Here is a 25,789-nt window from a genome sequence, read left to right as displayed (position 1 = left end):
CCCGGAGCTGCTTTGTGTCTACTTCTCGTCTGCCTTCGCCGCGGCGTCGATCGCGGCGAGGGAGCGGCGGGCCTGGTTGCGGTCCGTGGTGTACCAGAAGTCCGGCAGCGTGGCCCGCAGGAAGCTCCCGTACCGGGCCGTCGCCAGCCGCGGGTCCAGGACCGCTACGACGCCCTTGTCCCCGGTGGCCCGTACGAGCCGGCCCGCGCCCTGGGCCATGAGCAGCGCCGCGTGCGTCGCCGCGACGGACATGAAGCCGTTCCCGCCGCGCTCCTCGACCGACTTCTGCCGGGCGCTCATCAGCGGGTCGTCGGGGCGCGGGAACGGGATCCTGTCCATGACCACCAGCTGGCAGCTGGGCCCCGGCACGTCCACGCCCTGCCACAGCGACAGCGTCCCGAACAGGCAGGTCTTCGGGTCGGCGGCGAAGGCCTTGATCAGCTCGCCGAGCGTCTCCTCGCCCTGGAGCAGGATCGGGTTGTCGAGCCGGCCGCGCAGTTCCTCGGCGGCGGCCTTCGCCCCGCGCATGGAGGAGAACAGTCCGAGGGTGCGGCCTCCCGCCGCCTCGATCAGCTCGGCGAGCTCGTCCATCATGTCGCCGCGGGTGCCCTCGCGGCCCGGGGTGGCCAGGTGCTTGGCGACGTAGAGGATGCCCTGCTTGGGATAGTCGAAGGGTGAGCCGACGTCGAGGCCCTTCCACTGCGGCGCGTCCTCGCCCTCGACGCCCTCCGGGGACAGGCCCATCGACGCCGCGACCCCGTTGAAGTCGCCGCCGAGCTTCAGGGTCGCAGAGGTCAGGACCACCGAGCGGTCCGCGAACAGCTTCTCGCGCAGCAGGCCGGACACCGAGAGCGGAGCCACCCGGAGCGTGGCGCCGAAGCGGTCGTGGCGTTCGTACCAGACCACGTCGTACTCGGAGCCGGCCGTGATCCGCTCCGCCACCCCGTGCACGCTCTCCACCGCGGCGAGCGCCTGCTTGCGGACGGCGTCCTCGTCGTGGACGGACTTGTCGCGGGTGTTGCCGATCGCCGAGATCACGTTGCGCGAGGCGTCCCGCAGGGCCATCAGCGCGTAGCCGAGGTCCTCGGGGATCTCCTCCAGCCTGCCGGGGAGGGCCAGCTCCATGACCCGCTCGAAGGTCTCGGAGGCGGTCTGCAGGGAGTCGGCGGTCTTCTCGTCGACCAGCTTCGCCGCACGCTTCACGGCTCGGTTGACCTGGCCCGGGGTGAGCTCGCCCGTGGCGACCCCGGTCACCCGGGACACCAGCTCGTGGGCCTCGTCGACGATCAGCACCTCGTGCTGCGGGAGCACCGGGGCGCCCTCGATCGCGTCGATGGCGAGGAGCGCGTGGTTGGTGACGACCACGTCCGCGAGCTTGGCCCGCTCGCGGGCGGCCTCCGCGAAGCACTCCGCGCCGTACGCGCACTTCGTCGCGCCCAGGCATTCGCGGGAGGAGACGGAGATCTGAGCCCAGGCCTTGTCGGAGACGCCGGGGGTGAGGTCGTCGCGGTCGCCCGTCTCGGTCTCGTCCGCCCAGTCGCGCAGCCGCAGCAGGTCCTGCCCCAGCTTGCTGGTCGGGGTGGCCGCCTCGAACTGGTCGAAGAGGCCCTCCTCCTCGTCCTGCGGGACGCCCTCGTGCAGGCGGTGCAGGCACAGGTAGTTGGACCGGCCCTTGAGCATGGCGAACTGCGGGCGTCGGCGGAGCTGCGGATGCAGCGCCTCCACCGTCCGGGGCAGGTCGCGCTCGACGAGCTGGCGCTGCAGGGCCAGCGTCGCCGTGGCCACGACCACGCGCTCGCCGTGCGCGAGCGCCGGCACGAGGTAGCCCAGGGACTTACCCGTGCCGGTGCCGGCCTGGATGAGGCGGTGGGAGTTGTCGTCGATCGCTTCGGCGACGGCTTCGGCCATGGCCACCTGGCCGGGGCGCTCCGTGCCGCCGACGGCGGAGACGGCGGCGTGCAGCAGGTCGGGGAGGGAGGGCTTCGTCATAGCAGTGCCAACCCTACGGGGCTCCACCGACAGTGGCCGCACCGGCGAGCGGTCACGACCGGTGGAGGGGGTTGGGCACGGTGCCGTACCGCACGGCGTGCGGGCGGTCGGGCCGGTCGCGGTAGCCGTCCTCGTAGAGGCGGTTCCGGTTGAGGCAGAGCCTTCCGATGCGTTCACCGAGGAGGTCGAAGAGCGCGTAGCGCTCCTTGAGCTCCGGGAAGCGGGCCTGGTGGCGCAGGATCTCCGCCCGCACGAGGGACCAGAACGTGTCCTCCGGGACCCCGAGCCGGTCCTCGCAGAGGGCGGAGAGGTAGCGGAAGACGCCGACGAAGAGCCCGGAGTGGATGAACTGGGGCAGGAAGTCCGCGGGCTCGGCGAGCAGGACCGCCCGGACCTCGTCGGGCATCGCGGCCAGCTCGGGGAGCGGTTCGGCGCAGAGGTTGACGTCGTCCACGAAGTCCTTGACCGCGAGCCGGACCGGGACGTCGTGCTCGTCGAAGATCACGACGGTGTTCTCGCCGTGTGGGGAGAAGACGGTGCCGTAGCGGTAGAGGAAGCGGAGCAGCGGGGGCAGCAGCGCGGCGAAGAGTCGCTGGAGCCAGACCGTGGGCGTCAGGCCCGAGCGGGCGACGAGCTCGGCGGTGAAGGACCGGCCGCGGGGGTCGGTGTGCAGGAGTGAGGAGAGGGTACGGGCCCGCTCGCCGGGGGCGAGGTGGCCGGTCAGCGGCTCGCGCCAGATCGCGCCGAGGAGCTCCTTGTACTGATAGGGGACCTCGGGGAGCGCGTCGTAGACGGGGTGGCGGACCGTGACGGAGGCGACCTCGCCGAGCAGGATGACTCCGCATTCCTCGCGGAGGAAGGGATCACCGTCGCGCAGGGAGTGGATCCAGGCGGTGACGGCGGGCGCCGCGAGGGTCAGGTCCGAGGGCAGGCCGCGCCAGACCATGGTGTTGAAGACGGAGAGCGGCAGCTTGACGCTGTGGCGGTCGGGGCGGGTGAGGTTGAGGAAGGTGCGGATCGACTGCTGGGGAAGGCGGAGGTCGGGGTCGGCGGGGAGCGGGACCAGGGTGCCGTCGGCCAGGGCCGGGGCGAAGAGGGGCAGGAGGATTTCGTCCCACTGCCAGGGGTGGACGGGCAGGTAGAGGTAGCCGAGCGGGCCGAGGCCGCGGTCGCGCAGGGTCCGGTCGAAGAGGGCGCGGGTGGCGGGATCGAGCTCGGCTGAGTAGAGGCGGGCCGGGTCTTCCAGGCCGGCGGTGCCGCGGTAGTGCGCGAGGGAGGTGTGGGCGGCGAGCCAGGGCAGGCGCTGGCCGGTGCGGGCCTCGGGCGCCCAGGCGGCGGTGTCGGAGGCGGAAAGTCCGATCCGGCCCTTGTTGAGGACGAGCCAGGGGTGGCCTGTCTGGTGGCCTTCGAGGGCCGCGTAGCCGAGGTCGGCGAGGACGTCCGCGGTGAGCGCGGTGTGGTCGAGGCGGGCGTCGGCGGCGAGGGTGGCACTGAGCTCGCGGACCAGGTGACCGAGGGTGGCGCCGTCGAGGCCGAGGAGGGTTCGCGCGCGGATGAGGAAGGCGTACGGGTCCCCGAAGGCGGTCGGCGTGCCGGAGGCGGTCGGGTGCGGGGTGAGGGTGATCGTGTCGGGCGTGACGTGCCAGCTGCCGTACGAGCGGCGGCGGGCCCGGAAGCCGAGGCTGCTGCCGTCGTCGAGGGTCAGCGTCCAGGCGTCACCGGCGGCGGCCGGGGCGGGGACCGGGCTGATGATCTCCTCGTACGCGAACTCGCCGAGCATCTTGGCGAGCAGGCGACGGGCGGCGAAATCCCAGGTGGGACGGTTCAGCTCGGGCGGTGTGCACGGGTGCTGGGGCGACGGGGGCACGGCGTCCGAGGAGTGCGGGCCGGGGGAGCCGGGGGCTGCGGAGCCGGGGGCTGCGGAGCCGGGGGCTGCGGAGAAATTCGGCACGGGACTCCTCGGGCTCGGGAACTGTGCTGCGTGACGCGGAGTTTTCGAAGCGAGAGTTACGGGAAGTAACGGAGGGTGACGCACCGTACGGGAATTGCGGGTACGGGAACGGCGGGGCGGCTCTCAGAGGAGATTGCGCAGCGCCCGCTCGCGGATCATCAGGGCGGCCCGCTTGCCGGGCAGTTCGATCTCGGCGGGGCAGCGGAATCCGGAGTTCAGGAAGGCTGATACGGAGGGGGTGTTGCGGATGTCCGGTTCGGCGATGACGCGCATGCAGCGCGGGCGGTTGTCGAGCACCAGGTCGGCGACGGCGCGCAGGAGCGCGGTGCCCAGACCTCGGCCGCGGTTCGCACCGTCTCCGATGAGCACGTGGATACCCGTGTCGTGGGGGCGCGCCGGGTAGTGCGCGGAGAGCGGGTCCAGGTCGGCCCGGTAGATCTCCCAGTAGCTCATCGGCATGCCGTCGAGGAGGCCGAGGCACGGGACGCTGCGACTGCTCCCGTTCACCTGCGCCCGCACGTGGGCGGCGGTGAGGGAGGCGGGGCCGGCGAGTTCCCAATAGGCGTCCACCTCCGGGTCGTTCATCCAGCCGGTGAGCAGCTCCAGGTCTCGGTCGAGTCGTACGGCTTCGAGGCGGAAGACGCCGGACCCCGTCGTGACGCCGCCCCAGGCCGCCGGGGAGTCGAGCAGATCGGCTTCGGCGAGCTGGGGCAGCGACTCGGGGCTCAGACGCGGAGCCACGGTGAGCAGCACATCGGTGAGGAGCACGCCAGTGTGGAAGTCGGTGGAGGGCATCGGTGGCTCTGCTCCGTTTCGGTGCTGACGCGTCAATCGTGGAGGGGGTTGGCGATGGTGACGTAGACGGACTGGGTGTCGACGGGCCCGACGAGCTCGTCCAGGCCTCCGAGGCGGGTGAGCAAGTTCGCCTTGCAGCGCAGGGTGGGCGAGTCGAGCAGCCTCTCGGGGAGCGGGCCGAGGCCCTTGGCCTTGCCGAGGAACCGGCGGAAGGCGGCCAGCAGGATGCGCTCGTCGGCGAGCCGCTGGGATCCGAAGGCCCCGATGAGACCGAGCACGTTATTGATGCCGAGGTAGTAGGCGAAGCGTTCGTCGGTGACGGCGTCGGAGACGAAGGTGTCGCTCGTGGCGCCGATTCCGGGGAGCCTGCGCTCCAGTTCCGCGCGGCGCGAGGCGCGGAAGTAGTAGCCCTGGTTGTCGCGGTAGCGGCCGCCGACCGGCCAGCCGGCCGGGTCGAGGAGGACCAGCGTGTTCTGCTGGTGCGCTTCGAGGGCGATGCCGGCGAGCGCGTCGAAGGCGAGGACCGGCAGGACGACGTGTTCGAGGTACCGCAGGAACCACTCGGCGGCGACGGCGGAGGTCGTCCGCCCGGTGGTGGTGGCGAGCCGCGAGACGGTCTCGGCCAGCCGGGAGCTCACGGTGTTCCGCCCGGGCCACGGGCGGGGTGCGGTGAGTGCGGCGACACAGAGGGCGTCGTCGCCCGGTCGGAAGGGGTTGTGCCGGAGCAGGACGTCGAGTCCGGGGACGGCTGCGCCGTCCGGGGCGTCGACGGCGACCCAGGCGGGATCGCGGACGATGTCGAAGCCGGGGTGGTCCGCCTGCCACCGTTCGGCGAGTCCGGTGCGGAGCAGCCGGTGCACCTCGATGCCCCGGTGGAGTTCCTTGCGGAGGTTCTCGCGGCGGGAGTTGGTGATGCGCAGGCCCAGGGAGAGCTTGAGCATCGCGGGGGCGCCGGGCTGGTGGACGGTGCGGATCGAGGAGGTCGGGTACCAGGGGGCCCCGTACGGGCCGAGGTCGTGCAGGAGTCCCGCGTCGCGGAGGTCGGCGGCCGCGGGGCGCTGGAGCAGGTCGCGGGCCTGCCAGGGGTGAAGGGGGAGGGGGGTGGCGCCGTCGGGCACCGGGAGTCCGGGCGCGAGGCGGCCCAGCAGCCGAGCGGCGGAGACCGGGCGGCCGCGTTCGGTCCAGGCGGAGTCGGTGGCGAGGGCGGCGGGTGCGACCGCCACCCAGTGCAGGGGGAAGGAGCCGTGCAGTTCGGGTGAGTAGCGGCGTACTTCGGCTTCGGAGAGTCCTTCGCGGCTCTTCGGGGTCGGGTGCAGCGGGTGGCCGAGGAGGAGGGACTGTTCGGCGGTGAGGAACCGGTCCGCGGCGACGGGGGCGGGTGGGGCCGGTCGTTGGCGGCGGTCGGTGATGAACTCGGCGGTCCGGCACACCGAGTCGGCGACCCGGCCGACGAGGTCGGAGCTGCCGGGGGTGCCGTCGCTGTGGGCGCCGCGGCTGTGGGCGCCGTCGCCTTCGCGGGAGATCAGCGCCGCGAGGGTGACGGCGTCCACGGCGGGGGCGTCGGCGGGGGCGCCTTCGATGCGGACCGGTCCGAATCGGTGCCAGCCGGCCGCGGACCAGTAGCGGACCGCGACGAGCAGGGCAGCGCCCGATGCGGGGAGGGGGATGCGCAGAACGGGACCGACGGGCTGTTCGAGTCCGGTCTCGCGGACCCAGCAGCGCAGCAGGTTCTCCACCGAGGCGGCCTCGGCGGCGACCCTGGGGTCGGGGTGGTCCAGGGGGTCGGCCGCTCCCGCGCGGGGTCCGACCGTGCCGTCCTTCTGCCGTGGCACCGAGGCGGGCCCCTGCGGCTCGGCCGCCGGCCAGGGCAGGCCTGCGGCCGGCATGCCCGGGAGTACACCGGCAGGACCGGTGAAGCCGTCTCCCGGCGGCGCGCTCCGGTCCCCGGACGCCGAGGCGGACGCTGGAGCCCGCTCCCCCGGCTCCGCTGCGCCGTGTCGCGGGGCCACCGCGTCCTGGCCGCGGTCGGGCGCGCCGGTGGGCCCGGATCCCGAAGGAGCCCCCGGGTAAGGCCCGTCGGGCACGGTCCCACCCCGTCCCCCAGAGGCCGGCCCGTCCGAGCGCCCCGGGCCGGGAGGCGCGGGGTCGGCTGCCGGGCCGGCACCGGGCGCGGCTCCCCGAAGCTCCATCGCGGGCCCCCCGGCGGGGGCATCCGGTGAGGCCACGGTCGGCACACCCCCTGCCGGGCTTGCCGGACCGGCGTCGGCCGCCGCGCCGGAAGCCGGCCACGAAGCTGCGGGCGAAGGCGCACTGCCCAAGGACGCGTCGGGAGCCGGTGTCCCGGGTCGCGCCACGGCACCGACCAGGGGCGGCCACGCGGTGGGGGCGGGCGAAGGCCGGGCGGACACACCCGGGTCACCGGCGGGCCGAGAAGGACGGTCCGCAGCAGCGAGCAGCGGCGGCCGCGCCGTGGAGGCGGGGGGCGGTCCGCCGGGCACAGCCGGATCGAGGAAGGGCTGGGGAGAACGTTCCGCTAGCGCGGGTGGCGGCGGCCACGCGGGGGCGCCGGACGGAGGCTCACTGCCCCGGGCCGCGGGAGGAGCGGGCGGCTCGGCTCGGGCCGTAACACCGGAAGGCGACGGGTCCGGCCTGCCGTCCGAGGAGATGGAGGGCGTCGGCCCCTCAGTCGCGGCCCTCACGTCCGGGGCGGCGCTGACCGGAGGCGGCCCGTCCGGGTCCCCGTGCACGGCCGGAGCCGGGCCAGACCCGGGAGCCGTGGGCTCGGTGCCGAGAGGATTCCCGAGCCGGGGCGGCAGAGGCCCGGCGGAGGCCGTCAGCGGCGGCGAGGGGCGACGGCCGTCCGGCGGCGGCGTCAGCCCGGCGCGGAAGGGCAGGGCCGAAGGCGGTGTCGGCTCGGCGCGGAAGGCCGGGGGCGGCGACGGTCGCGTGGGCGCAGCGCCGGAGGCCAGAGGCGAGATCGGCATGGGCGCAGTGCCGAGGGCCGGAGCCGAGATCGGCGTCGGCGCAGCGCCCGAGGTCAGAGGCGAGATCGGCGTGGGCGCAGTGCCCAAGGCCGGGAGCGACGGCTGCGTGTGCGCAGTGCCCAGGGCCGGAGGCGAGATCGACGCCGGCGCAGTGCCCAAAGCCGCGGGCGAGATCGGGGTGGGTGCATTACCCAAGGCCGGAGGCGAGATCGACGTCGGCCCGGCCGGGCTGACGCACGAGGTCACCGGAACGCTCTCCGCAACGGGCCGGGCCCCGAGGTCAGGGGCCCGCGGCGGCTGCGGGAGACCTGCGGAGAAGGGCAGCGAGGGCCTGTGCCCGGCCGCAGCCTCAGACCCCGGGGCGGCCACGGGGGCTGCCCCGACGGTGGGCGGGACGCCGGGGCGAACGTCTGACGCCGCTGAGTGGAGACCGCCCGCATCCGCGGCCGACAGTGGCGCGGAGCCGACGGGGAGCGGCGTAGAGGGCGGCGCGTGACCGGAGCCGAGAGGAGCGTCCGGAATCGGGACCTCACCGACCCGTACACCGGGTCGCACCCCCGGGGCCAGTGCCGATGTCACCGGCGGAGCGGGGGGCATGGACCTCGCCTGCAGCGCCGCAGGAACAGGGGACCAGGGCCGATCGGCAGTCACCGAGGAGGGCCGTACTGAAGCGGCTGGCGGGAGCGGCGAACCCAGCCCACCAGCAGACAGCGACAGCGACGGGGCAGGGGCGGGATCCGGCGAGGACAGCGGATCAGCCGGCACCGCAGGCGGAGGAGCAGACGCAGCCGGAACAAGCGGCAGCCCCGAGGGATCCACAGACCCTGAGGAAGGCGCCGCCGAAGCACCCGGAGAAAGCGGCGAACCCAGCCCACCGGCAGACACCGGCCACGGCAGGGCGCGGGCACGCGAAGGGCCCGGAGACGGCAGTGGATCGACAGGCATCGGCACCGGCACCGGCCGCACGGACTCGCCCCCAGCGAGCGGAGGCCGTAGCGGGGTGGTGGGCTGCGGGGGTGGCGTGGCTGCGGGCGGAGTCTGCCCTTGTCGTACGGGGTCGCCATATGGCTGGGCGGGAGCCGCCGGGGGCAGGGTGCCGCCCAGGGGGGCGGGCGGCGGCGTGGGGGTGGCGGTGCCCGCGGGCGAAGGGACGGAAGCCGGCCCGGAGAGGGTGCCGCCCAGAGGGGCGGGCGGCGGGGTGGTGGGGGTGGCGGTGCCCGCGGGCGAAGGGGCGGAAGCCGGCCCGGGAAGGGTGCCGCCCAGGGGGGCGGGCGGCGGCGTGGGGGTGGCCGTGCCCGCGGGCGAAGGGGCGGGAGGCCCGGGAACGGTGCCGCCCAGAGGGGCAGGCGGCGGCGTGGGGGGCGGGAAGGGGGCTGAGGGGTGGATGGGGTCGGGCATCGGGGTCCTTAGCGGCGGGTGGCGGCGGAGATGGCGTCGGCGAGGCGGTCGAGGACGGCCGCGGCCTGTTCGTCGGTCAGGGTGAGCGGGGGGAGGAGGCGGACGGCGCTGGAGTGGCGGCCGCCGAGTTCGACGATCAGACCGCGGTCCAAGCAGGCCTGGCGGACGGCCGCCGCGAGGTCGGACGCCGCTTCCCCGGTGTCGGGGTCGGCCAGTTCGACGCCGAGCATCAGCCCGCGGCCCCGTACGTCCGCCACGCACGGGTGGGCCGGGATCAGGCCGCGCAGCGCGGTGAGCATGCGCGCGCCCAGGATCCGTGCACGCTCCGCGAGGCCGTTCTCCCGGACGTAGGCCAGCGTCGCGGTGCCCGCCGCCATGGCGAGCTGGTTGCCGCGGAAGGTGCCGGCGTGGGCACCGGGAGCCCACTGGTCGAGCTCCGCCCGGTACACGATCACCGCGAGCGGCAGACTGCCGCCGATCGCCTTGGACAGCACCATCACGTCGGGGACGACCCCGGCGTGGTCGACCCCCCAGAAGGCCCCGGTGCGTCCGACCCCCGTCTGGACCTCGTCGGCGATCAGCGGGATCCCGCGCTCCGCGGTGATCTCCCGCATCCTGCGCAGCCAGGCGTCGGGGGCGGGGTGGACCCCGCCCTCTCCCTGGACGGGTTCGACGATCATCCCGGCGGGGGCCGGCACCCCGCTCTTGGGGTCGTCCAGCAGGCTCCGCGTCCAACGGGCCGAGAGTTCCGCCCCCTCGGCTCCGCCGATTCCGAACGGGCAGTGACGGTCCTGCGGATACGGCAGCCGGGTCGCCCGTACGTCGGTGGCCCCGCCGGAGACGGACAGCGCCCCGGCCGTCATGCCGTGGTAGGCGCCCGTGAAGGCGAGCAGCCCCGACCGGCCGGTCGCGCTGCGGACGAGGGTGAGCGCGGCCTCCACCGCGTCCGTCCCGGCCGGTCCGCAGAACTGGATGCGGGCGTCCGACGCCAGTTCCGCCGGCAGGTTGGCGAACAGTTCGGTGGTGAAGGCGTCCTTGACCGGGGTCGCGAGGTCCAGAACGTGCAGCGGAGCCCCCGAGTCGAGGACCCCGCGGATGGCTTCGAGCACCACCGGGTGGTTGTGGCCGAGGGCGAGGGTCCCGGCGCCGGAGAGGCAGTCGAGGTAGCGGCGGCCGTCCGCCCCCTCGATGGTCAACCCCCGTGCGCGTACGGGAACGATGGGCAGGGAGCGCGCGTACGTCCGTGCGGCGGACTCCCGTTGCGCCTGCCTCCGCAGGATCCCCTCGCCCGCGGCCGGCCCCGGACCCACCACCGTCCCGCGCCCCGCGGCCCCGGCCGGACCTGGCACCGTCACGGGAACCGGCACCGGCACCGGCACCGCGAACTGCCCGGCATCCGGAGCCCCGTCCGCCTGCGCCGAGACCTGCGCCCCGGCCGTGGCCTGCTCGCCCGTCCAAGCCGTCAAAGGCACGAGTGTCGCTCCTCCCGCACGGTTCCTCTTCCGGAGTGCGCTTCGAACATGCACGCTGCTCCCCCATCCCCCGTACGTACCAACGACGGTGGCGGCGACGGATCACGGGTGGGCCCAAGATCCTTGTCCGGACCGGCGGAACCGGTGCCCCGGGCTGTGCCGTCCCCCACGGCAGCGGCATAGTGGGGTGCTGCAACCCAGGCGCCCGCCAATCCAGGCACCATCCCGAACCACCAGGGGGATTCACGACATGCGACCGATTCGACCGGTCACCGCGATCCTGTGCTCGGCCGCGCTCGCGCTGACCGCCGCGGCGTGCGGGCCCGGCGACGGTGAGACCGACGCCAAGCCGACCGTGGCGGCGAGCCTGCCCACCAGCCTGGACGGGGTGAAGATCCCGGACGGGCTCAAGGACAAGCTCAAGGAGCACGGCATCGACCTGGAGAAGTGGAAGGGAGGTGAGTGGAAGAACTGGAAGAAGGAGGACTGGCTCCGCGAGGCGGGCGACTACATCAACCCGATCATCGAGGACCTCTGGGACCCGGACCGGATGCGTGACGCCGCCAAGACTCCGCAGCCTCCCGCCGTCGACCCGGACGCGGGCAAGGACCAGGGCGTCACCGACCCGACCCCGGCTCCGGTGGCCGCCAAGGCCGTGGCCCCGCCCTACCACCAGAGCGTCCCCGCCTCCGGCAAGGTCTTCTTCGACGGCCCCGAGGGATCGATGGTCTGCTCGGCGACCGTGGTCAAGGACCCGGCCCACCCCGGCAAGTCCAACATGGTCTGGACGGCCGGCCACTGCGTGCACGCGGGCAAGTCCGGCGGCTGGTACCGCAACATCGCCTTCGTTCCCTCGTACAACAACAAGGGCAAGTCGGCCGCCGCGCTCAAGGGTGCGCCCCGCGAGGAAGTGGCCCCGTACGGGGTGTGGTGGAGCGACTGGGCGCAGACCTCCGACCAGTGGATCGCGACCGGCGGGCCGACCGGCGGGGCCGGCGCCCCGTACGACTTCGCGGTGCTGCACGTGACCCCGGAGAAGGGGGGCGGCAAGTCGCTGGAGGAGACGGTCGGTACGGCCCTCCCGGTCGAGTTCAACGCCCAGGCCGCGCCCAAGATCGCGAAGATCACCGCCACCGGCTACCCGGCGGCGGCCCCGTTCGACGGTCAGCGGGCCTTCCAGTGCGCCGACAAGCCGGGCCGGCTGTCGCTGAACGCGACCGACCCCGCGATGTACCGCATCGGCTGCACGATGACCGGCGGTTCCTCCGGCGGCGGCTGGGTCGCCGCGGGTGCCGACGGCAAGCCCGCGCTGGTGTCGAACACCTCCATCGGCCCCGCCAAGGCGGGCTGGCTGGCCGGACCCCGGCTGGGTCCGGAGGCGAAGGGCGTCTTCGACGCCGTGAGCGGCAAGTTCAAGTAGCGATGCGGTTCCGCGCACGCACACCGCACGCATGACTGAGGGCCCCCGCTGCTGCGGGGGCCCTCGGTCGTTCAACCGGTAGGCGTCAGTGCTTCGCGAGCACGTACGGAGCGAACTCCGCCGCCAGCTCCGCGTGCACCCGCGCCTTGAGCAGGGTGCCCTCCGCGGTGTGCTCCTCGGAGATCACCTCGCCCTCGGCGTGGGCCCGGGCGACCAGCCCGCCGCGCGTGTAGGGCACGACGGCCTCGATCTCGATCGCCGGCCGCGGCAGCTCGGCGTCGATGAGCGCGAGGAGTTCCTCGATGCCCTGACCCGTGCGCGCCGAGACGGCGATGGAGCGCTTCTCGATCCGCAGCAGGCGCTGGAGCACCAGCGGGTCGGCGGCGTCCGCCTTGTTGATCACCACGATCTCGGGCACCTTGACGGCGCCGACCTCGCGGATGACCTCGCGGACCGCTGCCAGCTGCTCCTCCGGCGCCGGGTGCGAGCCGTCCACGATGTGCAGGATGAGGTCGGAGTCGCCGACCTCCTCCATCGTGGAGCGGAACGCCTCGACGAGGTGGTGGGGCAGGTGCCGGACGAAGCCGACCGTGTCGGCCAGGGTGTAGATCCGGCCGGACGGGGTCTCGGCCCGGCGCACGGTCGGGTCGAGGGTGGCGAACAGGGAGTTCTCCACCAGCACGCCCGCGCCCGTGAGGCGGTTGAGCAGCGAGGACTTGCCGGCGTTGGTGTATCCGGCGATGGCGACCGAGGGCACCTTGTTGCGGCGCCGTTCCTGCCGCTTGATGTCGCGGCCGGTCTTCATCTCCGCGATCTCCCGGCGCATCTTCGCCATCTTCTCGCGGATCCGGCGCCGGTCGGTCTCGATCTTGGTCTCACCGGGGCCGCGGGTGGCCATGCCGCCACCGCCGCCGCCGCCCATCTGCCGGGACAGCGAGGCGCCCCAGCCGCGCAGTCGCGGCAGCATGTACTGCATCTGCGCGAGTGCGACCTGCGCCTTGCCCTCCCGGGACTTGGCGTGCTGGGCGAAGATGTCGAGGATGAGCGCGGTCCGGTCGACCACCTTCACCTTGACGACGTCTTCGAGGGCGATGAGCTGGCCGGGGCTGAGCTCACCGTCGCAGACGACGGTGTCGGCGCCGCTCTCCATCACGATGTCGCGCAGCTCGCGCGCCTTGCCGGAACCGATGAAGGTGGCCGGGTCGGGCTTGTCGCGGCGCTGGATCACTCCGTCGAGTACGAGCGCGCCCGCCGTCTCGGCGAGGGCGGCCAGCTCCGCGAGGGAGTTGTCCGCGTCCTGCACCGTGCCGGAGGTCCATACGCCGACGAGGACGACCCGCTCCAGGCGGAGCTGGCGGTACTCGACCTCGGTGACGTCTTCGAGTTCGGTGGAGAGGCCGACCACGCGGCGCAGGGCCGCGCGCTCGGAGCGCTCGTACTGGGCGCCGTCCCGCTCTCCGTCGATCTCGTGGCTCCAGGCGACGTCCTCTTCCATCAGGGCGTCGGCCCGGAGGCTCTCGGTGAAGCTCTGCGGATCCGGCGCACCCTGTGCGTCGTCCCGCGCGTCCTGGGAAGGGGAAGAAGAGGAGGTCATTGGATCCTTACGTCGTTTTCGAATGCGTCCGCGTCAGGCGAAGCGGAGCCAAGGCCAAAGCTACTCCCGCGCGTGACATAACACTGTCACGTCCAACGCGTGACACTCCCCGGAGATTCCCCCGGACCACTCGCGGAACGGCCTCGTCGATGGTGGCATGCCCGTTCCGCACGCGTCACACGCTTTTCGGGGCGCTCCACTCCGGGTGCCCCGGCATCGCGGGCGTCTTGTTCCCGTACAGCCACGGCTTCAGGAACGCCGCCAGGTCACGGCCCGCCTCCTGCGAGGCCAGCCGTACGAAGTCCTCCGTGCCCGCGACCGAGTCCCGGTGCACCCGCACCCAGCGCCGCTCCACCCGGTCGAAGGCCTTGACCCCGATCTCCTGCCGCAGCGCGTACAGGATCAGCGCGGCGCCGTCGTAGACCGCCGGCCGGAACAGCCCGATCTTCTCGCCCGGGGCGGCCGGCTTGGGCGCGGCCGGGGGGCCGCCGGCCGCCCGCCACTGGTCGGAGCGCTGGTACGCCTCGCGCATCCGCCGCTCCAGGGAGTACTTCCCGAGGCCGTCCGCGTACAGGGCTTCGTACCAGGTGGCGTGGCCTTCGTTGAGCCACAGGTCGGACCAGGTGCGCGGGCTCACGCTGTCGCCGAACCACTGGTGGGCCAGCTCGTGGACCATCACGGACTCGACGTACCACTCGGGGTAGCCGCCGCTGCCCGCGAACAGCGCGCTCTCGAACAGCGACAGGGTCTGCGTCTCCAGCTCGAAGCCGGTACGGGCCTTCGCGATCAGCACCCCGTAGTTCTCGAAGGGGTAGCGGCCGACCCGTGCCTCCATCCACTCGATGTGCCCGGCGGTCTTCTTCAGCCACGGCTCCAGGCGCTCCCGGTCCGCCGCGGGGACCACGTCGCGCAGCGGCAGCCCGTGCGGCCCGGTGCGGTGGACCACGGCCGAGTCGCCGATCGAGACCTGGGCGAGTTCCGTGGCCATCGGGTGCATCGTCCGGTACGTCCACGTGGTCGCGGCGCCCGCCCGGCGGGCCGGCAGCGCGCCCGGCACCCCGTTGGCCACGGCCGTCAGCCCGGCCGGCGCGCTGACCCGGAAGGTGAAGTACGCCTTGTCGGCCGGGTGGTCGTTGCACGGGAAGACCCGGTGTGCGGCGTCGGCCTGGTTCGCCATCGCGAGCCCGTCCTCGGTGACCACCCAGCCGCCGTCGCCGCGGCCGCGCGGGTCGCTCGTGTGCCGGACGGTGATGTGGAGGGGCAGGTCCCGCTCCACGGGACGGGCGGGGGTCAGCACGAGGTCCTCGCCGACGCTCGCGAAGCCGGCGGGCTCTCCGTTGACCTCGGCGGAGGCCACTGTGCCGTGGGTGAAGTCGAGGTTGACGGTTTCGAGCCGCGCGAGGCTGCGCGCGTCGATGACGGTGACCGCGTCGAGCGGGCTGCTGTTGTCCTTGTACGCGAAGGACAGGTCGTAGGAGAGCACGTCGTACCCGGGGTTCCCGAGTTCGGGGAAGAGCGGGTCGCCGATGCCGAGCGCCTGGGGCGGGGGCACGACGGCGGCGACGAGGGTGAGGGAGGCCGCGGCCAGCAGGGCGGCGCGCAGGCGCGGGGAGGTGAGCTGCATCCCCCACCGCTTATCAGCGCCCGCCACGCGCCCGCGAACGGCGCGCGACGGCGCCACCCGAAAGGGGTCCGACCCCTTACGCCCGGCTGACGTCGTAGACGCCGGGCACGTCCCGCATGGCCCGCATCAGGGCCGGGAGGCCCGTCGCGTCGGGCAGCTGCAGGGTGTAGCTGTGCCGGACCCGCTGTTCGACCGGCGGCTCCACGGTCGCGGAGACCACCTCGACCCCCTCGCGGGCGATGGCCTCGGTCAGGTCGGCCAGCAGGTGCGGGCGGCCGAACGATTCGGCGAGCAGGGTGACCCGGCAGTCCGCGGTCGCCCGCCAGTGCACGGCGACGGGGGTCCGCCCCACCGCCCGCATCTGGGCCACCGTGGCGCAGTGGACCCGGTGCACGGTGACGGCACCGCCGCGTACGACGAACCCCTCGACGGCGTCCGGCGGCACCGGGGTGCAGCACCCGGCGAGCCGCACGGTGGCGTCCGGCAGGTCGGCGACGGCGTTGCCCCCGCCCCCGCGCAGGCCGATCACCGACAGCGGCGGCCTGGGCGCCGCGTCGGCGGGCCGGGCCCCGTCGGGGTGGGCCTCCAGCCAGCTGCTGACGGCGATGCGGGCGGCCGGGGTCTTGGCATGGTCCAGCCAGTCCGCTGCGGGCCCCGAGGAGGCATCGTGCGCGAGCAGCAGCTGGACGGTGTCCCCGTCCGAGAGCCGGGAGGACAGGGAGGTCAGGCGCCCGTTGACCCGGGCGCCGATACAGCCGTGGGCCGCCTCGCCGTACTGCGCGTAGGCGGCGTCGATACAGCTGGCGCCGGCCGGCAGGCCCAGGGTCCCCCCGTCGGCGCGGAACACGGTGATCTCCCGGTCCTGTGCCAGCTCCGAGCGCAGGACGTCCCAGAAGGTGTCGGGGTCGGGCGCCGACTGCTGCCAGTCGAGCAGCCGCGACAGCCAGCCGGGCCGGGTCGGGTCGACCCGCTCCTCTTCGCAGTCGGCCGCCTCGACAGGCTGCGGAGCCGTGTACGGATTGCCCAGCGCCACCACGCCCGCCTCCGCGACCCGGTGCATCTGCCGGGTCCGCACGATGACCTCGGCGACCTGGGTCACGTCTCCCTCGCCCGTGGCGAAGGCGGTGTGCAGGGACTGGTAGAGGTTGAACTTCGGGGTGGCGATGAAGTCCTTGAACTCGGAGATGACCGGGGTGAAGCAGGTGTGCAGCTCCCCCAGCACGGCGTAGCAGTCCGCGTTCTCCCCCACGAGGACCAGCAGGCGGCCGAAGTCGGAGCCGCGCAGCTCCCCGCGCTTGAGGGAGATCCGGTGCACGGAGACGAAGTGCCGGGGCCGCACCACCACCTCGGCGGCGATGCCCGCGTCGCGCAGGACGGCCCGTACCGAGTCGGCGATGGCGGGCAGCGGGTCGCGCTCGCCCGCGTGGGCCGCGATGAGCGCGCGGGTGTGCTCGTACTCCTCGGGGTGCAGGATCGCGAAGACGAGGTCCTCCAGCTCGGTCTTCAGGGCCTGTACGCCGAGCCGTTCGGCGAGCGGGATGAGGACGTCGCGGGTGACCTTGGCGATGCGTGCCTGTTTCTCGGGCCGCATCACCCCGAGGGTGCGCATGTTGTGCAGCCGGTCGGCGAGTTTGATGGACATCACGCGGACGTCGTTGCCGGTGGCCACGAGCATCTTGCGGAAGGTCTCGGGCTCGGCGGCGGCGCCGTAGTCGATCTTCTCGACCTTGGTGACCCCGTCGACGATGAAGCAGACCTCGTCGCCGAACTCCTCGCGGACCTGATCGAGGGTCACGTCGGTGTCCTCGACGGTGTCGTGGAGGAGCGAGGCCGTCAGGGTGGTGGTCTCGGCGCCCAGTTCGGCCAGGATGAGCGTCACGGCGAGCGGATGTGTGATGTACGGCTCACCGCTCTTGCGCATCTGGCCGCGGTGCGAGGTCTCGGCGAGCAGGTACGCGCGGCGCAGGAGCGACAGGTCCGCGTCGGGGTGATGGGCGCGGTGCGCTTCGGCGACATGGCCGATGGCGTCCGGCAGCCGGTCCCGGGGAGTGGGGCCGAGCAGCGCAGCGCGTCCGAGTCGTCGCAGGTCAAGCCTGGTACGGCCGCGTCTGCGAAGTTCGGGGAGCGCTTCGGGACGTGCTTCGGGGTTCGTGGCCTCTGCACTCATGGGCACCTCCGACGGCTTCGACCGGCGGTGGTGGGCATGGGGTGCGCCCGCAGGGCCGGTGCCTGATGCTACCGACCCCACCACGTGGCGCAGTCCACCTCTCGCTCAGCGTGAAACGGATCACCCATTAGAGGGAAGGTTCAGGCGAAAGCCGTTTCGGTGAGCCAGGCGGGATCGAACTCGCCCTCGGCCACGATCACGGCGGGCCCGGTCATCTCGATCCGCCCGTCGGGGTGCTCGGTGATGACCAGCGTGCCGCCGGGCAGATCGACGGTGTACGTGACGGGCGCGCCGGTGACGGCCGGGTCCGCTCCGTCGCGGCGGATGGCGGCCACGGCGACCGCGCAGGCGCCGGTGCCGCAGGAGCGGGTCTCGCCGGAGCCGCGCTCGTGGACGCGCATGGCGACGTGCCGGGGGCCGCGGTCGACGACGAACTCGACGTTGACGCCCGTCGGGTAGGCGGACGCCGGGCTGTACGGGGGCGGGTCCAGCAGCTTCCCGGCATCGTCGAGGCTGTCGACGAAGGCCACCGCGTGCGGGTTGCCCATGTTGACGTTCCGCGCGGGCCAGGAACGGGCCCCGACGGAGACCGTGACCTCGCCCTCGGGCAGCTCGGCGCGGCCCATGGAGACGGTCACGTCACCGGTCTTGTCGAGGTGCACCCGCTTGACCCCGCCGCGGGTGGCGACGGCCAGGTCGCCCGGCTCGACGTGCCCCGCGTGCTGGAGGTAGCGGGCGAAGACGCGGACGCCGTTGCCGCACATCTCCGCGATGGAGCCGTCGCTGTTGCGGTAGTCCATGAACCACTCGGCCTCGTCGGCCAGGTGCGCCGCCTCGGGATGCGCCGCGGAGCGCACGACGTGCAGCACGCCGTCCGCACCGATTCCGGCCCGCCGGTCGCACAGCCGCGCGACGGCGGAGGCCGACAGCTCGACGGCGTTGTCCGGGTCCGGGACGATCACGAAGTCGTTCTCGGTGCCGTGGCCCTTGAGGAAGGAGAGGCTGGTCTGCGTCACCCGCCCATGGTACCGAGCCGTGAACGGCGGAGCCGGGCCGCCCAGGCCCTACCGGAGCCGGGCCACCCGGTACACCGCGAGCGCTACGACACCCAGGGCGACCAGCGCGTACAGCAGGGCGAGGCGCCAGTCGGGCCGCTGACCCGAACCGCGGGCCGGGAGCCCCGGCAGGGCGTAGCCGACGCGGCGTGCGGCCATCATGCCCCAGCCGCCCGCGCAGCAGCTGATGAGGAACCCGAGCATGGCGACGACCGCTCCGCCGTCTCCGAACTCGAAGGCGAGCGGGAAGGCGAACATCAGGGAGCCGGCCGCGGCCAGCACGACGATGGGGGCGATCTGCCACAGCCTGAGCCGCCGCTGCGGGCGCAGTTCCACCTCGAACGCGGGGGCGGCGGCCGCCTCCGCCTCGGCGGAGTCCGGTGAGTCCGGGCCGTCGGGCGTCAGCCGCGCGGGATCCGCGGGCAGTCCGAGGCCGTCGGCGTGCGCCGGGACTCCGTCGAGCAGGCCGTCGCCGTCGGCGAGGGCACCGTGAAGCATCGGATCCGTTTCCCGTCGGGTGTCGTCCCGACCGGTGTCACGAGGGCCGGCCTCCATCGCCACGCGCCCTCCCCACTTGGACTTCGTACGCCGCCGTTCACCGCCGGTGACGGCACCGGCGGAAGTTTGATGATGGCACGCCGTCAGGCCCGGGACGGGCGTGCGGGGCGTCCCGATGCCATCACGTGATCAGGCTGTGACCGCTCGTTCGACCAACGACTGCGCGAGCCCGGCGAGTTCCCCCCGGTCCTCGGCCGCCCCGCTGAGCCAGTGCACCCTCGGGTCGCGGCGGAACCACGAGTCCTGTCGGCGGGCGAACCGCTTGGTGGCGCGTACCGTTTCGGCGCGCGCCTCCTCCTCCGTGCACTCCCCGGCGAGCGCGGCCAGCACCTGCTGGTAGCCGAGCGCCCTGGAGGCGGTGATTCCGCCCCGCAGGCCCGCGGCCTCCAGCGTGCGGACCTCGTCCACCAGCCCGGCCTCCCACATCCGGTCCACGCGCAGCGCGATCCGCTCGTCGAGTTCGGGCCGGGCCACGTCCACGCCGATCTGGACCGTGTCGTAGACGGACTCGTGGCCGGGCAGGTTGGCGGTGAACGGCCGTCCGGTGATCTCGATGACCTCCAGCGCCCGCACGATGCGGCGGCCGTTGCTGGGCAGGATGGCCTGCGCTGCGGCCGGGTCGGCGGCGGCGAGGCGGGCGTGCAGGGCGCCGGGGCCGCGCAGGGTGACCTCGGCCTCCAGCCGGGCCCGGACCTCGGGGTCGGTGCCGGGGAATTCCATGGCGTCGAGCGCGCCGCGCACGTAGAGGCCGGAACCGCCGACGAGGACCGGCGTACGGCCCTCGGCGAGCAGCTTGTCGATCTCTGCGCGGGCGAGGCGCTGGTACTCGGCGACGCTGGCCGTCTCGGTGACGTCCCAGATGTCGAGGAGGTGGTGCGGGACCCCTCCGCGTTCCTCGGTCGTCAGTTTGGCGGTACCGATGTCCATCCCCCGGTACAGCTGCATCGAGTCCGCGTTGACGACTTCGCCGTCGAAATGACGGGCCAGGGCTACGCCCAGATCGGACTTTCCGGCCGCGGTGGGTCCTACGACGGCGATGACCCGCGGGGCGGGGGCTGCTTTCCTCACCGCACCAGTCTCGCAGCCCCGCGTCAAGGCACTGCCATGTACCCGATCGAGCTACGTGACGGGACCGGGCCGGGGTCGTTGCCTTGGCGGGGTTCCGGCCCGGCGCGCGCCTGCCGTACGGCGGCCCGCCCACGGCGGAACTTCACTCACACGAGTAACGTTATAGGAGTAGACATGGGCATTTTGGACCGGCTTCTCGGCCGTAAGACCCCGGCGACGACCGAAGAGGCCGTTTCCGCGGATCTGACGGCGGAGTCCGCGACGGCCGACGAGGCCGGGACCGAGCAGGCTGTGGCGGAGGAGAACGCGGCGGAAGCCGTCGAGATCCCGAAGCAGCAGTCGGCGGAGGTCAACGCGGACAGCGAGGCCGCAGAGGGTGCCCGTACGTAGCCTCGCTATTGGAAGGTGACCCATGGGCCTGCTGGACAATCTGAAGGCCAAGCTCGCGCCCGCCAAGGACAAGGTCGGCGACCTCGCTGCTCAGCACGAGGGCAAGATCGCCCAGAATCTGGAGAAGGTGGCCAAGGCCGTCGATTCCAAGACCAAGGGCAAGTACAGCGGCCAGATCTCTAGCGGCGCGGACAAGGCGAAGGACGCCCTGGGCAAGATCGCGCACAAGGACGCTCCCGGCGGGCCGACGCCGCCGGCCGCTTCCTGACGCGTTCCCCGGAATCCCGGAAGGGGCGCGGCACCACTCGGTGCCGCGCCCCTTCTCCGTTCCTCGGCGCTACGGCCTCCCGGTGCTACGACCAGGCGGCGACGAAGTACCCGACCCCGTACGGGGCGTCCTCGTACAGCAGCCGGCCTTCGAGTCCGGCGCCCTCGGCGGCGCCCGCGAGCACCTGCCAGGGGGCCCGCCCGGCGGCCTGGAGCTCGGCGGCGAGCCCGGCGTCGAGGGCGGCGAGGGCGGGCAGGTCGGCGGCGCCCAGCGCGCGGGCGGCCTCGGCGTCGAAGGCGGCGGCGCGTTCGTCGAGGTAGCCCGGAGCCTTGAGGGACCGGCAGGCGCTGCCGTCGCCCATGACGAGCAGGGCGACCCGGGCCTCGCGCGCGGCGAGTTCCCGGCCCGCCGCGAGACACCGCTCGGTGTCCAGCGGCCCGGCGACTCCGAACCCCTCCAGGGGCGTGGTGCCCCAGCCCGCCCGGCCGAGCAGCCAGGCGCCGACGGCGAGCGGGGTGGGCAGCGGGCGCGGGCCCTCCTCGCCCTCCCCCAGCCGTACGTCGGCCGCGGCGCCGAACCCGCGGAAGGTGCCGCGGGCACCCTGGGGGTAGGCGCCGTGGTGGTCCGGGTCGGAGGCTCCGACCACGACGAGCAGATCGGGCCGGGAGGCGGCGAGCACGGACAGCGCGTCGGAACACGCGGTCCGGGCGTCGCCGAGTTCGGCGGCGGCTCCCGTGGCGAGCTCCGGCAGGAGCATCGGCGGGGCGGGGCAGACGGCGGCGGCTACGAGCATGATCCGCAGCGTAGCCGCCCCTCCTCCGACACGTGCCTCGTACCGCCGCGCCGGCCGGAGCGGGGGCCGGTGGGCGGGTGCTTCGCCGGGCGTCAGCACGCAGCACGCCGGAGTCCAGGCATATTCAGCCTCGCCGGCGTTTGAGGCGCGGGGTCTGGGGCGGAGCCCCGGAACGGGTCCGGGCGGAGCCCGGGGAACGGGCGAAGGGCGGGTAGGGGATCCCGCCCCGCAGGGCCCCACCGCCCGCACCCGCCCACCGGACCCCACGCCGGGACGGCGGTGGCGGCAACCCCGCCCGGCCACCGCCGGACGGAGTCCGGCGCAGCGGCGCGAAGCCGGTAAGGCCCGCCAGGGCCGCACCGCGCCAGCGGCGCGTCAAGCAGGAGTGCGGCGCGTTAGGAAGCCGAAGGCGAAGGCAAGGGAATGCCGCAGCCCGCCGTGGACGCCGGGAGGGGGGCCGGGACGCCCAGGGTCGGGATGCCGAGGAGAACGCCCTTCGGCTGCGCCGGAGCCGCGTTGCGCTTCTCCCACGCATCGCCCGCACGCGTCCGCCGTACCGCCCCCGTCGGGCCCTCCGCGAGGAGGTGGTGCGGAGCCGCGTAGGTGATGTCGACGGTCACCACGTCACCGGGGCGGACCTCTGCGTCGGGCTTCGTGAAGTGCACCAGGCGGTTGTCGGGGGCCCGCCCGGACAGCCGGTGCGTGGCGCCGTCCTTGCGGCCCTCGCCCTCCGCGACCATGACCTCCAGGGTCCGGCCGACCTGCTTCTTGTTCTCCTCCCAGGAGATCTCCTCCTGGAGGGCGACCAGGCGCATGTACCGCTCCTGGACGACCTCCTTGGGGATCTGCCCCTCCATGTCGGCGGCCGGGGTCCCGGGGCGCTTGGAGTACTGGAAGGTGAAGGCGTTCGCGAAGCGCGCCTCGCTGACCGCGTGCATGGTCTGCTGGAAGTCCTCCTCCGTCTCACCGGGGAAGCCCACGATGATGTCGGTGGAGATCGCCGCGTGCGGGATGGCCGCGCGGACCTTGTCGATGATGCCGAGGAAGCGCTCCTGGCGGTACGAGCGGCGCATCGCCTTCAGGATCGTGTCCGATCCGGACTGCATCGGCATGTGCAGCTGCGGCATGACGTTGGGGGTCTCCGCCATCGCGGCGATCACGTCGTCGGTGAAGTCGCGCGGGTGCGGGGAGGTGAAGCGGACCCGCTCCAGGCCCTCGATGGCGCCACAGGCGCGCAGCAGCTTGGAGAACGCCTCGCGGTCGCCCAGGTCGGAGCCGTAGGCGTTGACGTTCTGGCCGAGCAGGGTGATCTCCGAGACGCCCTCGGCGACGAGTGCCTCGACCTCGGCGAGGATGTCGCCGGGACGGCGGTCCTCCTCCTTGCCGCGCAGCGCCGGGACGATGCAGAAGGTGCAGGTGTTGTTGCAGCCGACGGAGATCGAGACCCAGGCGGCGTACGCGGACTCGCGCCGGGTCGGGAGCGTGGAGGGGAAGGCCTCCAGGGATTCGGCGATCTCGATCTGCGCCTCCTCCTGGATGCGCGCGCGCTCCAGCAGGACGGGCAGCTTGCCGATGTTGTGCGTGCCGAAGACCACGTCGACCCAGGGGGCGCGGTCCACGATCGTGTCGCGGTCCTTCTGCGCGAGGCAGCCGCCGACGGCGATCTGCATGCCGGGGCGCTTGGTCTTCATCGGGGCGAGCCGGCCGAGGTTGCCGTAGAGCTTGTTGTCGGCGTTCTCGCGGACGGCGCAGGTGTTGAACACGACGACGTCGGCGTCACCGTCGGAGCCCTGGGGGGCGCGGACGTACCCGGCGTCCTCCAGCAGGCCGGACAGCCGCTCGGAGTCGTGCACGTTCATCTGACAGCCGTACGTCCGGACCTCGTACGTTTTCACAACAGTCGCCTCGCCGCTCTCGGTGCTCACCCAGCAAGGGTACGGGTCGGGCGTGGCGGCCAGGGCCGGGCGTGGGCCGGAGCGGTCCGGCCGGGCCGTGACAGGACGGCGGGTCGGTGGCAGGATCGCGGCCATGCCTCTCGTACCGCCCCGGATCAGCAGGCGCCGTGCCCTGCGGGCCCTGGTGGCCGTACTGGCGGTGCTCTGCGCCCTCGTCTGGTGGCTGCGGCCCTTCGGCCGGGCCGAGCTCACCGGTGGGATCACCCTCAGCACCGGCGTCCAGAACGGCGTCTACCACCGCTACGGCCAGCTGCTGGAGCAGGCCCTCGCCAAGGACGTCCCCGGGGTGCGGGTCCGGCTGAACACCAGTGAGGGTTCGCAGCAGAACCTGCAGCGGGTGGCCGCGGGCGAGGCCGACTTCACGGTGGCGACGGCCGACGCGGTGGCCAAGTACCAGGTCGACCGGAAGCCCGGAGCGGAACGGCTGCGCGCCCTGGCCCGGCTCTACGACGACTACGTCCAGCTCGTGGTGCCCGCCGGTTCGCCCGTGCAGTCCGCCCGGGACCTGCGGGGCAAGCGGATCGCCGTCGGCCAGGAGGGCTCGGGGGTGCGGCTGATCTCGGAGCGGATGCTCACGGCGGCGGGGCTGGACCCGGCGCGCGACGTCACCCCGGTGGCCATCGGCATCGACACCGTTCCCGCGGAGCTGGAGGCCGGCCGGATCGACGCCTTCTTCTGGTCGGGCGGGCTGCCCACCGACGCCGTGAACAAGCTTTCGGAGCGGTTCGAGATCCGGCTCGTGCAGCTCGGCGACCTGGTGGAGGCGCTCCAGGCCAGCGGCAGCCCCGCGCGGTACTACCGGGCGGCGGTGATGCCCCAGGACGCCTACGACCGTGCCCGCAACACCTCGTCGGTGTCCACCGTGGCGGTGCCGAACCTGCTGGTGACCCGGGAGGACGCGGGCGACGAGCTGACGGAGCAGTTCACGCGCACGGTGATCGACAGCCGGGACCGGATCGGGAGCCAGGTGCACGCGGCCCAGCTCGTGGATCTGCGGACGGCGATCTACACGGACCCCCTGCACCTGCACGAGGGCGCGGCCCGCTACTACCGCTCGGTCAAGCCGTAGGGCCTGCCGGCCTGTCCCCCGGCCGCCTTCACGACGGCAGCAGCATCGTCGCCGCGGCGGCGGCCCCGATCAGGCCCGCGTGGGTGCCCAGCGTCGCCGGGACGACCTGGAGGTCCTTGACGAAGGACAGGGTCGCGTACGAGGCCAGGTGCTCCCGGACCGGCCCGAAGAGGGTGTCGCCGCAGGCCGCGACCCCGCCCCCGATGACGGCGATGTCGGTCTCGACGAGGGTCGCGGTGGCCGCGATGGCGGCGGCCAGCGCCCGGCCCGCGCGGTCGAAGGCGGCCAGGGCGACGGGATCGCCGGCGGCAGCGGCGGCGGCCACCCCGGCCGCGGTGGCGTCCCCGGCCGGGACCCAGCCCCGGGCCAGGGCCCAGGCCGCGATGGCGGTGCCGGAGGCGATGGACTCCACGCAGCCGCGGCCGCCGCACGCGCAGGGCTCCCCGTCGAAGGCCACGCTGATGTGGCCGATGTGACCGGCGTTCCCGGTGGGGCCGGGGTGAAGCTGGTTGTTCAGGACGAGCCCGCCGCCGACGCCGGTGGAGACCACCATGCAGAGCGCGTTGGCGTGCCCGCGGGCGGCGCCCAGCCAGTGCTCGGCGGCGGTCATCGCCACCCCGTCGCCGACCAGCACCGTCGGGATCCGGGCCTCGTGCCGCACGAGCTCGGCCTCCACCCGGGCCTGGACGGGGAAGCCCCGCCAGGCGCCGATGTTGACCGGGCTGACCGTGCCGCGCGCTGCGTCCACCGGCCCCGCGCTGCCGATCCCGCAGCGGACCGCCGAGTCCCACAGCGGGGACTTCGCGAGCTCCGCGACCACCTCGGCCACGGCCGCGAACACCGCGTCCCCGTCGGCTCCGCGCGGGGTGGGGCGGCGGGTGGTGGCCGTCATGGCGCCGTCGGAGTCCACCAGCGCTCCGGCGATCTTCGTACCGCCGATGTCGATCGCGACCGTGAGGCCGGAGTCACCCGGCGCTCCGGCGCGGGGCGCCGGGAAGGCGGGGGTGGGGGTGGGGGTACTGGTCACGGTGGCGCTCCAGGAAGGGGTCGATTTCAGTATGCGGCCGGCGGCGGAGCCGTACTCTCGCGGGGCTCCAGCCCGCCGCTTCCTCGGCGGCACCTGCGCCACCGCCCTCCACCTCCCGGCCCTCCACCTCCCGGCCGTCGGGCGCGCCGGCCGGGAGAAGGCGGCCGTCTTCGAGATCCGGGCCGCAGACGAGCTGTACGACGGCTCCGCCC

18 protein-coding genes are annotated in these 25,789 nt (G+C 73.6%); 4 read left to right on the top strand and 14 right to left on the bottom strand.

Translation table 11 applies throughout. The features are described from left to right. Positions 1 to 18: 18 nt before the first annotated feature. From AC6CKD_RS14545 to AC6CKD_RS14525, 5 genes are all read right to left on the bottom strand, one after another. Positions 19 to 1,989 carry an ATP-dependent DNA helicase gene (locus AC6CKD_RS14545; RefSeq protein WP_498327654.1) on the bottom strand — a complete coding sequence of 657 codons (1,971 nt, stop codon included), beginning with the start codon at positions 1,987 to 1,989 and terminating at the stop codon, positions 19 to 21. Between the two features lie 52 nt (positions 1,990 to 2,041). Next, on the bottom strand, positions 2,042 to 3,940 hold the full coding sequence (locus AC6CKD_RS14540) for an IucA/IucC family protein (protein WP_498327652.1): 1,899 nt from the start codon (positions 3,938 to 3,940) through the stop codon (positions 2,042 to 2,044). Positions 3,941 to 4,063: 123 nt separating this feature from the next. Next, entirely contained in the window at positions 4,064 to 4,735 is a 672-nt protein-coding gene (locus AC6CKD_RS14535; protein WP_498327651.1) for a GNAT family N-acetyltransferase, read from the bottom strand. Between the two features lie 32 nt (positions 4,736 to 4,767). After that, positions 4,768 to 6,621, bottom strand: a complete 1,854-nt coding sequence (locus tag AC6CKD_RS14530) for an IucA/IucC family protein (protein ID WP_498327649.1) — start codon at positions 6,619 to 6,621, stop codon at positions 4,768 to 4,770. A 2,504-nt stretch (positions 6,622 to 9,125) separates the two neighbouring features. Then, positions 9,126 to 10,466, bottom strand: coding sequence for a diaminobutyrate--2-oxoglutarate transaminase family protein (locus AC6CKD_RS14525; RefSeq protein WP_498328114.1), 1,341 nt, complete (start codon positions 10,464 to 10,466; stop codon positions 9,126 to 9,128). A 373-nt stretch (positions 10,467 to 10,839) separates the two neighbouring features. Here AC6CKD_RS14525 and AC6CKD_RS14520 point away from each other — a divergent pair, with 373 nt between their 5' ends. Further along, positions 10,840 to 12,009 carry a trypsin-like serine peptidase gene (locus AC6CKD_RS14520; protein ID WP_498327648.1) on the top strand — a complete coding sequence of 390 codons (1,170 nt, stop codon included), beginning with the start codon at positions 10,840 to 10,842 and terminating at the stop codon, positions 12,007 to 12,009. A gap of 85 nt (positions 12,010 to 12,094) precedes the next feature. Here AC6CKD_RS14520 and hflX read toward each other — a convergent pair whose 3' ends face one another. From hflX to miaA, 6 genes are all read right to left on the bottom strand, one after another. Further along, the gene (gene hflX / locus AC6CKD_RS14515; RefSeq protein WP_478689847.1) at positions 12,095 to 13,603 is read right to left on the bottom strand and encodes a GTPase HflX; all 1,509 of its coding nucleotides are present in this window, start codon (positions 13,601 to 13,603) and stop codon (positions 12,095 to 12,097) included. Positions 13,604 to 13,778: 175 nt separating this feature from the next. Continuing rightward, a complete protein-coding gene (locus AC6CKD_RS14510) occupies positions 13,779 to 15,227 on the bottom strand; it encodes a M1 family metallopeptidase (RefSeq protein ID WP_498327646.1) in 1,449 nt (482 codons plus the stop codon). Positions 15,228 to 15,303: 76 nt separating this feature from the next. Continuing rightward, a complete protein-coding gene (locus AC6CKD_RS14505) occupies positions 15,304 to 17,394 on the bottom strand; it encodes a RelA/SpoT family protein (RefSeq protein ID WP_498327645.1) in 2,091 nt (696 codons plus the stop codon). A 140-nt stretch (positions 17,395 to 17,534) separates the two neighbouring features. Further along, a complete protein-coding gene (gene dapF / locus AC6CKD_RS14500) occupies positions 17,535 to 18,410 on the bottom strand; it encodes a diaminopimelate epimerase (protein ID WP_478689844.1) in 876 nt (291 codons plus the stop codon). Between the two features lie 48 nt (positions 18,411 to 18,458). Then, entirely contained in the window at positions 18,459 to 19,010 is a 552-nt protein-coding gene (locus tag AC6CKD_RS14495; protein ID WP_498327643.1) for a hypothetical protein, read from the bottom strand. Between the two features lie 126 nt (positions 19,011 to 19,136). Continuing rightward, entirely contained in the window at positions 19,137 to 20,075 is a 939-nt protein-coding gene (miaA, locus tag AC6CKD_RS14490) for a tRNA (adenosine(37)-N6)-dimethylallyltransferase MiaA (protein WP_498327642.1), read from the bottom strand. Between the two features lie 174 nt (positions 20,076 to 20,249). On the opposite strand from miaA, the gene AC6CKD_RS14485 reads away from it, so the two are divergent. Continuing rightward, on the top strand, positions 20,250 to 20,465 hold the full coding sequence (locus tag AC6CKD_RS14485) for a gliding motility protein (protein ID WP_498327640.1): 216 nt from the start codon (positions 20,250 to 20,252) through the stop codon (positions 20,463 to 20,465). Between the two features lie 22 nt (positions 20,466 to 20,487). Further along, positions 20,488 to 20,733: an antitoxin gene (locus tag AC6CKD_RS14480; RefSeq protein WP_389693598.1), complete on the top strand. Its 246-nt coding sequence runs from the start codon at positions 20,488 to 20,490 to the stop codon at positions 20,731 to 20,733. Between the two features lie 85 nt (positions 20,734 to 20,818). Here the strand turns inward: AC6CKD_RS14480 and AC6CKD_RS14475 are convergent, their stop codons facing one another. Continuing rightward, a complete protein-coding gene (locus tag AC6CKD_RS14475; protein WP_498327639.1) occupies positions 20,819 to 21,526 on the bottom strand; it encodes a class III extradiol ring-cleavage dioxygenase family protein in 708 nt (235 codons plus the stop codon). A gap of 395 nt (positions 21,527 to 21,921) precedes the next feature. After that, a complete protein-coding gene (miaB, locus tag AC6CKD_RS14470; protein ID WP_498327638.1) occupies positions 21,922 to 23,451 on the bottom strand; it encodes a tRNA (N6-isopentenyl adenosine(37)-C2)-methylthiotransferase MiaB in 1,530 nt (509 codons plus the stop codon). A gap of 103 nt (positions 23,452 to 23,554) precedes the next feature. Here miaB and AC6CKD_RS14465 point away from each other — a divergent pair, with 103 nt between their 5' ends. Next, positions 23,555 to 24,550, top strand: coding sequence for a TAXI family TRAP transporter solute-binding subunit (locus AC6CKD_RS14465; protein WP_498327636.1), 996 nt, complete (start codon positions 23,555 to 23,557; stop codon positions 24,548 to 24,550). Between the two features lie 28 nt (positions 24,551 to 24,578). Here the strand turns inward: AC6CKD_RS14465 and AC6CKD_RS14460 are convergent, their stop codons facing one another. After that, the gene (locus tag AC6CKD_RS14460; RefSeq protein WP_498328113.1) at positions 24,579 to 25,496 is read right to left on the bottom strand and encodes an ROK family protein; all 918 of its coding nucleotides are present in this window, start codon (positions 25,494 to 25,496) and stop codon (positions 24,579 to 24,581) included. Between the last annotated feature and the right edge of the window lie 293 nt (positions 25,497 to 25,789).

The sequence above is a fragment of the Streptomyces sp. GQ60 genome (genome assembly GCF_059758875.1).
This window is presented reverse-complemented; position numbering and strand designations above follow the sequence as displayed.

Excerpts from the sequence above, each read along its gene's own strand:
- AC6CKD_RS14545 (WP_498327654.1), bottom strand. The coding sequence starts at position 1,989 with ATGACGAAGCCCTCCCTCCCCGACCTGCTGCACGCCGCCGTCTCCGCC.
- AC6CKD_RS14535 (WP_498327651.1), bottom strand. The coding sequence starts at position 4,735 with ATGCCCTCCACCGACTTCCACACTGGCGTGCTCCTCACCGATGTGCTG.
- AC6CKD_RS14530 (WP_498327649.1), bottom strand. The coding sequence starts at position 6,621 with ATGCCGGCCGCAGGCCTGCCCTGGCCGGCGGCCGAGCCGCAGGGGCCC.
- AC6CKD_RS14520 (WP_498327648.1), top strand. The coding sequence starts at position 10,840 with ATGCGACCGATTCGACCGGTCACCGCGATCCTGTGCTCGGCCGCGCTC.
- hflX (WP_478689847.1), bottom strand. The coding sequence starts at position 13,603 with ATGACCTCCTCTTCTTCCCCTTCCCAGGACGCGCGGGACGACGCACAG.
- AC6CKD_RS14510 (WP_498327646.1), bottom strand. The coding sequence starts at position 15,227 with ATGCAGCTCACCTCCCCGCGCCTGCGCGCCGCCCTGCTGGCCGCGGCC.
- AC6CKD_RS14505 (WP_498327645.1), bottom strand. The coding sequence starts at position 17,394 with ATGAGTGCAGAGGCCACGAACCCCGAAGCACGTCCCGAAGCGCTCCCC.
- AC6CKD_RS14485 (WP_498327640.1), top strand. The coding sequence starts at position 20,250 with ATGGGCATTTTGGACCGGCTTCTCGGCCGTAAGACCCCGGCGACGACC.
- AC6CKD_RS14480 (WP_389693598.1), top strand. The coding sequence starts at position 20,488 with ATGGGCCTGCTGGACAATCTGAAGGCCAAGCTCGCGCCCGCCAAGGAC.
- AC6CKD_RS14475 (WP_498327639.1), bottom strand. The coding sequence starts at position 21,526 with ATGCTCGTAGCCGCCGCCGTCTGCCCCGCCCCGCCGATGCTCCTGCCG.
- AC6CKD_RS14465 (WP_498327636.1), top strand. The coding sequence starts at position 23,555 with ATGCCTCTCGTACCGCCCCGGATCAGCAGGCGCCGTGCCCTGCGGGCC.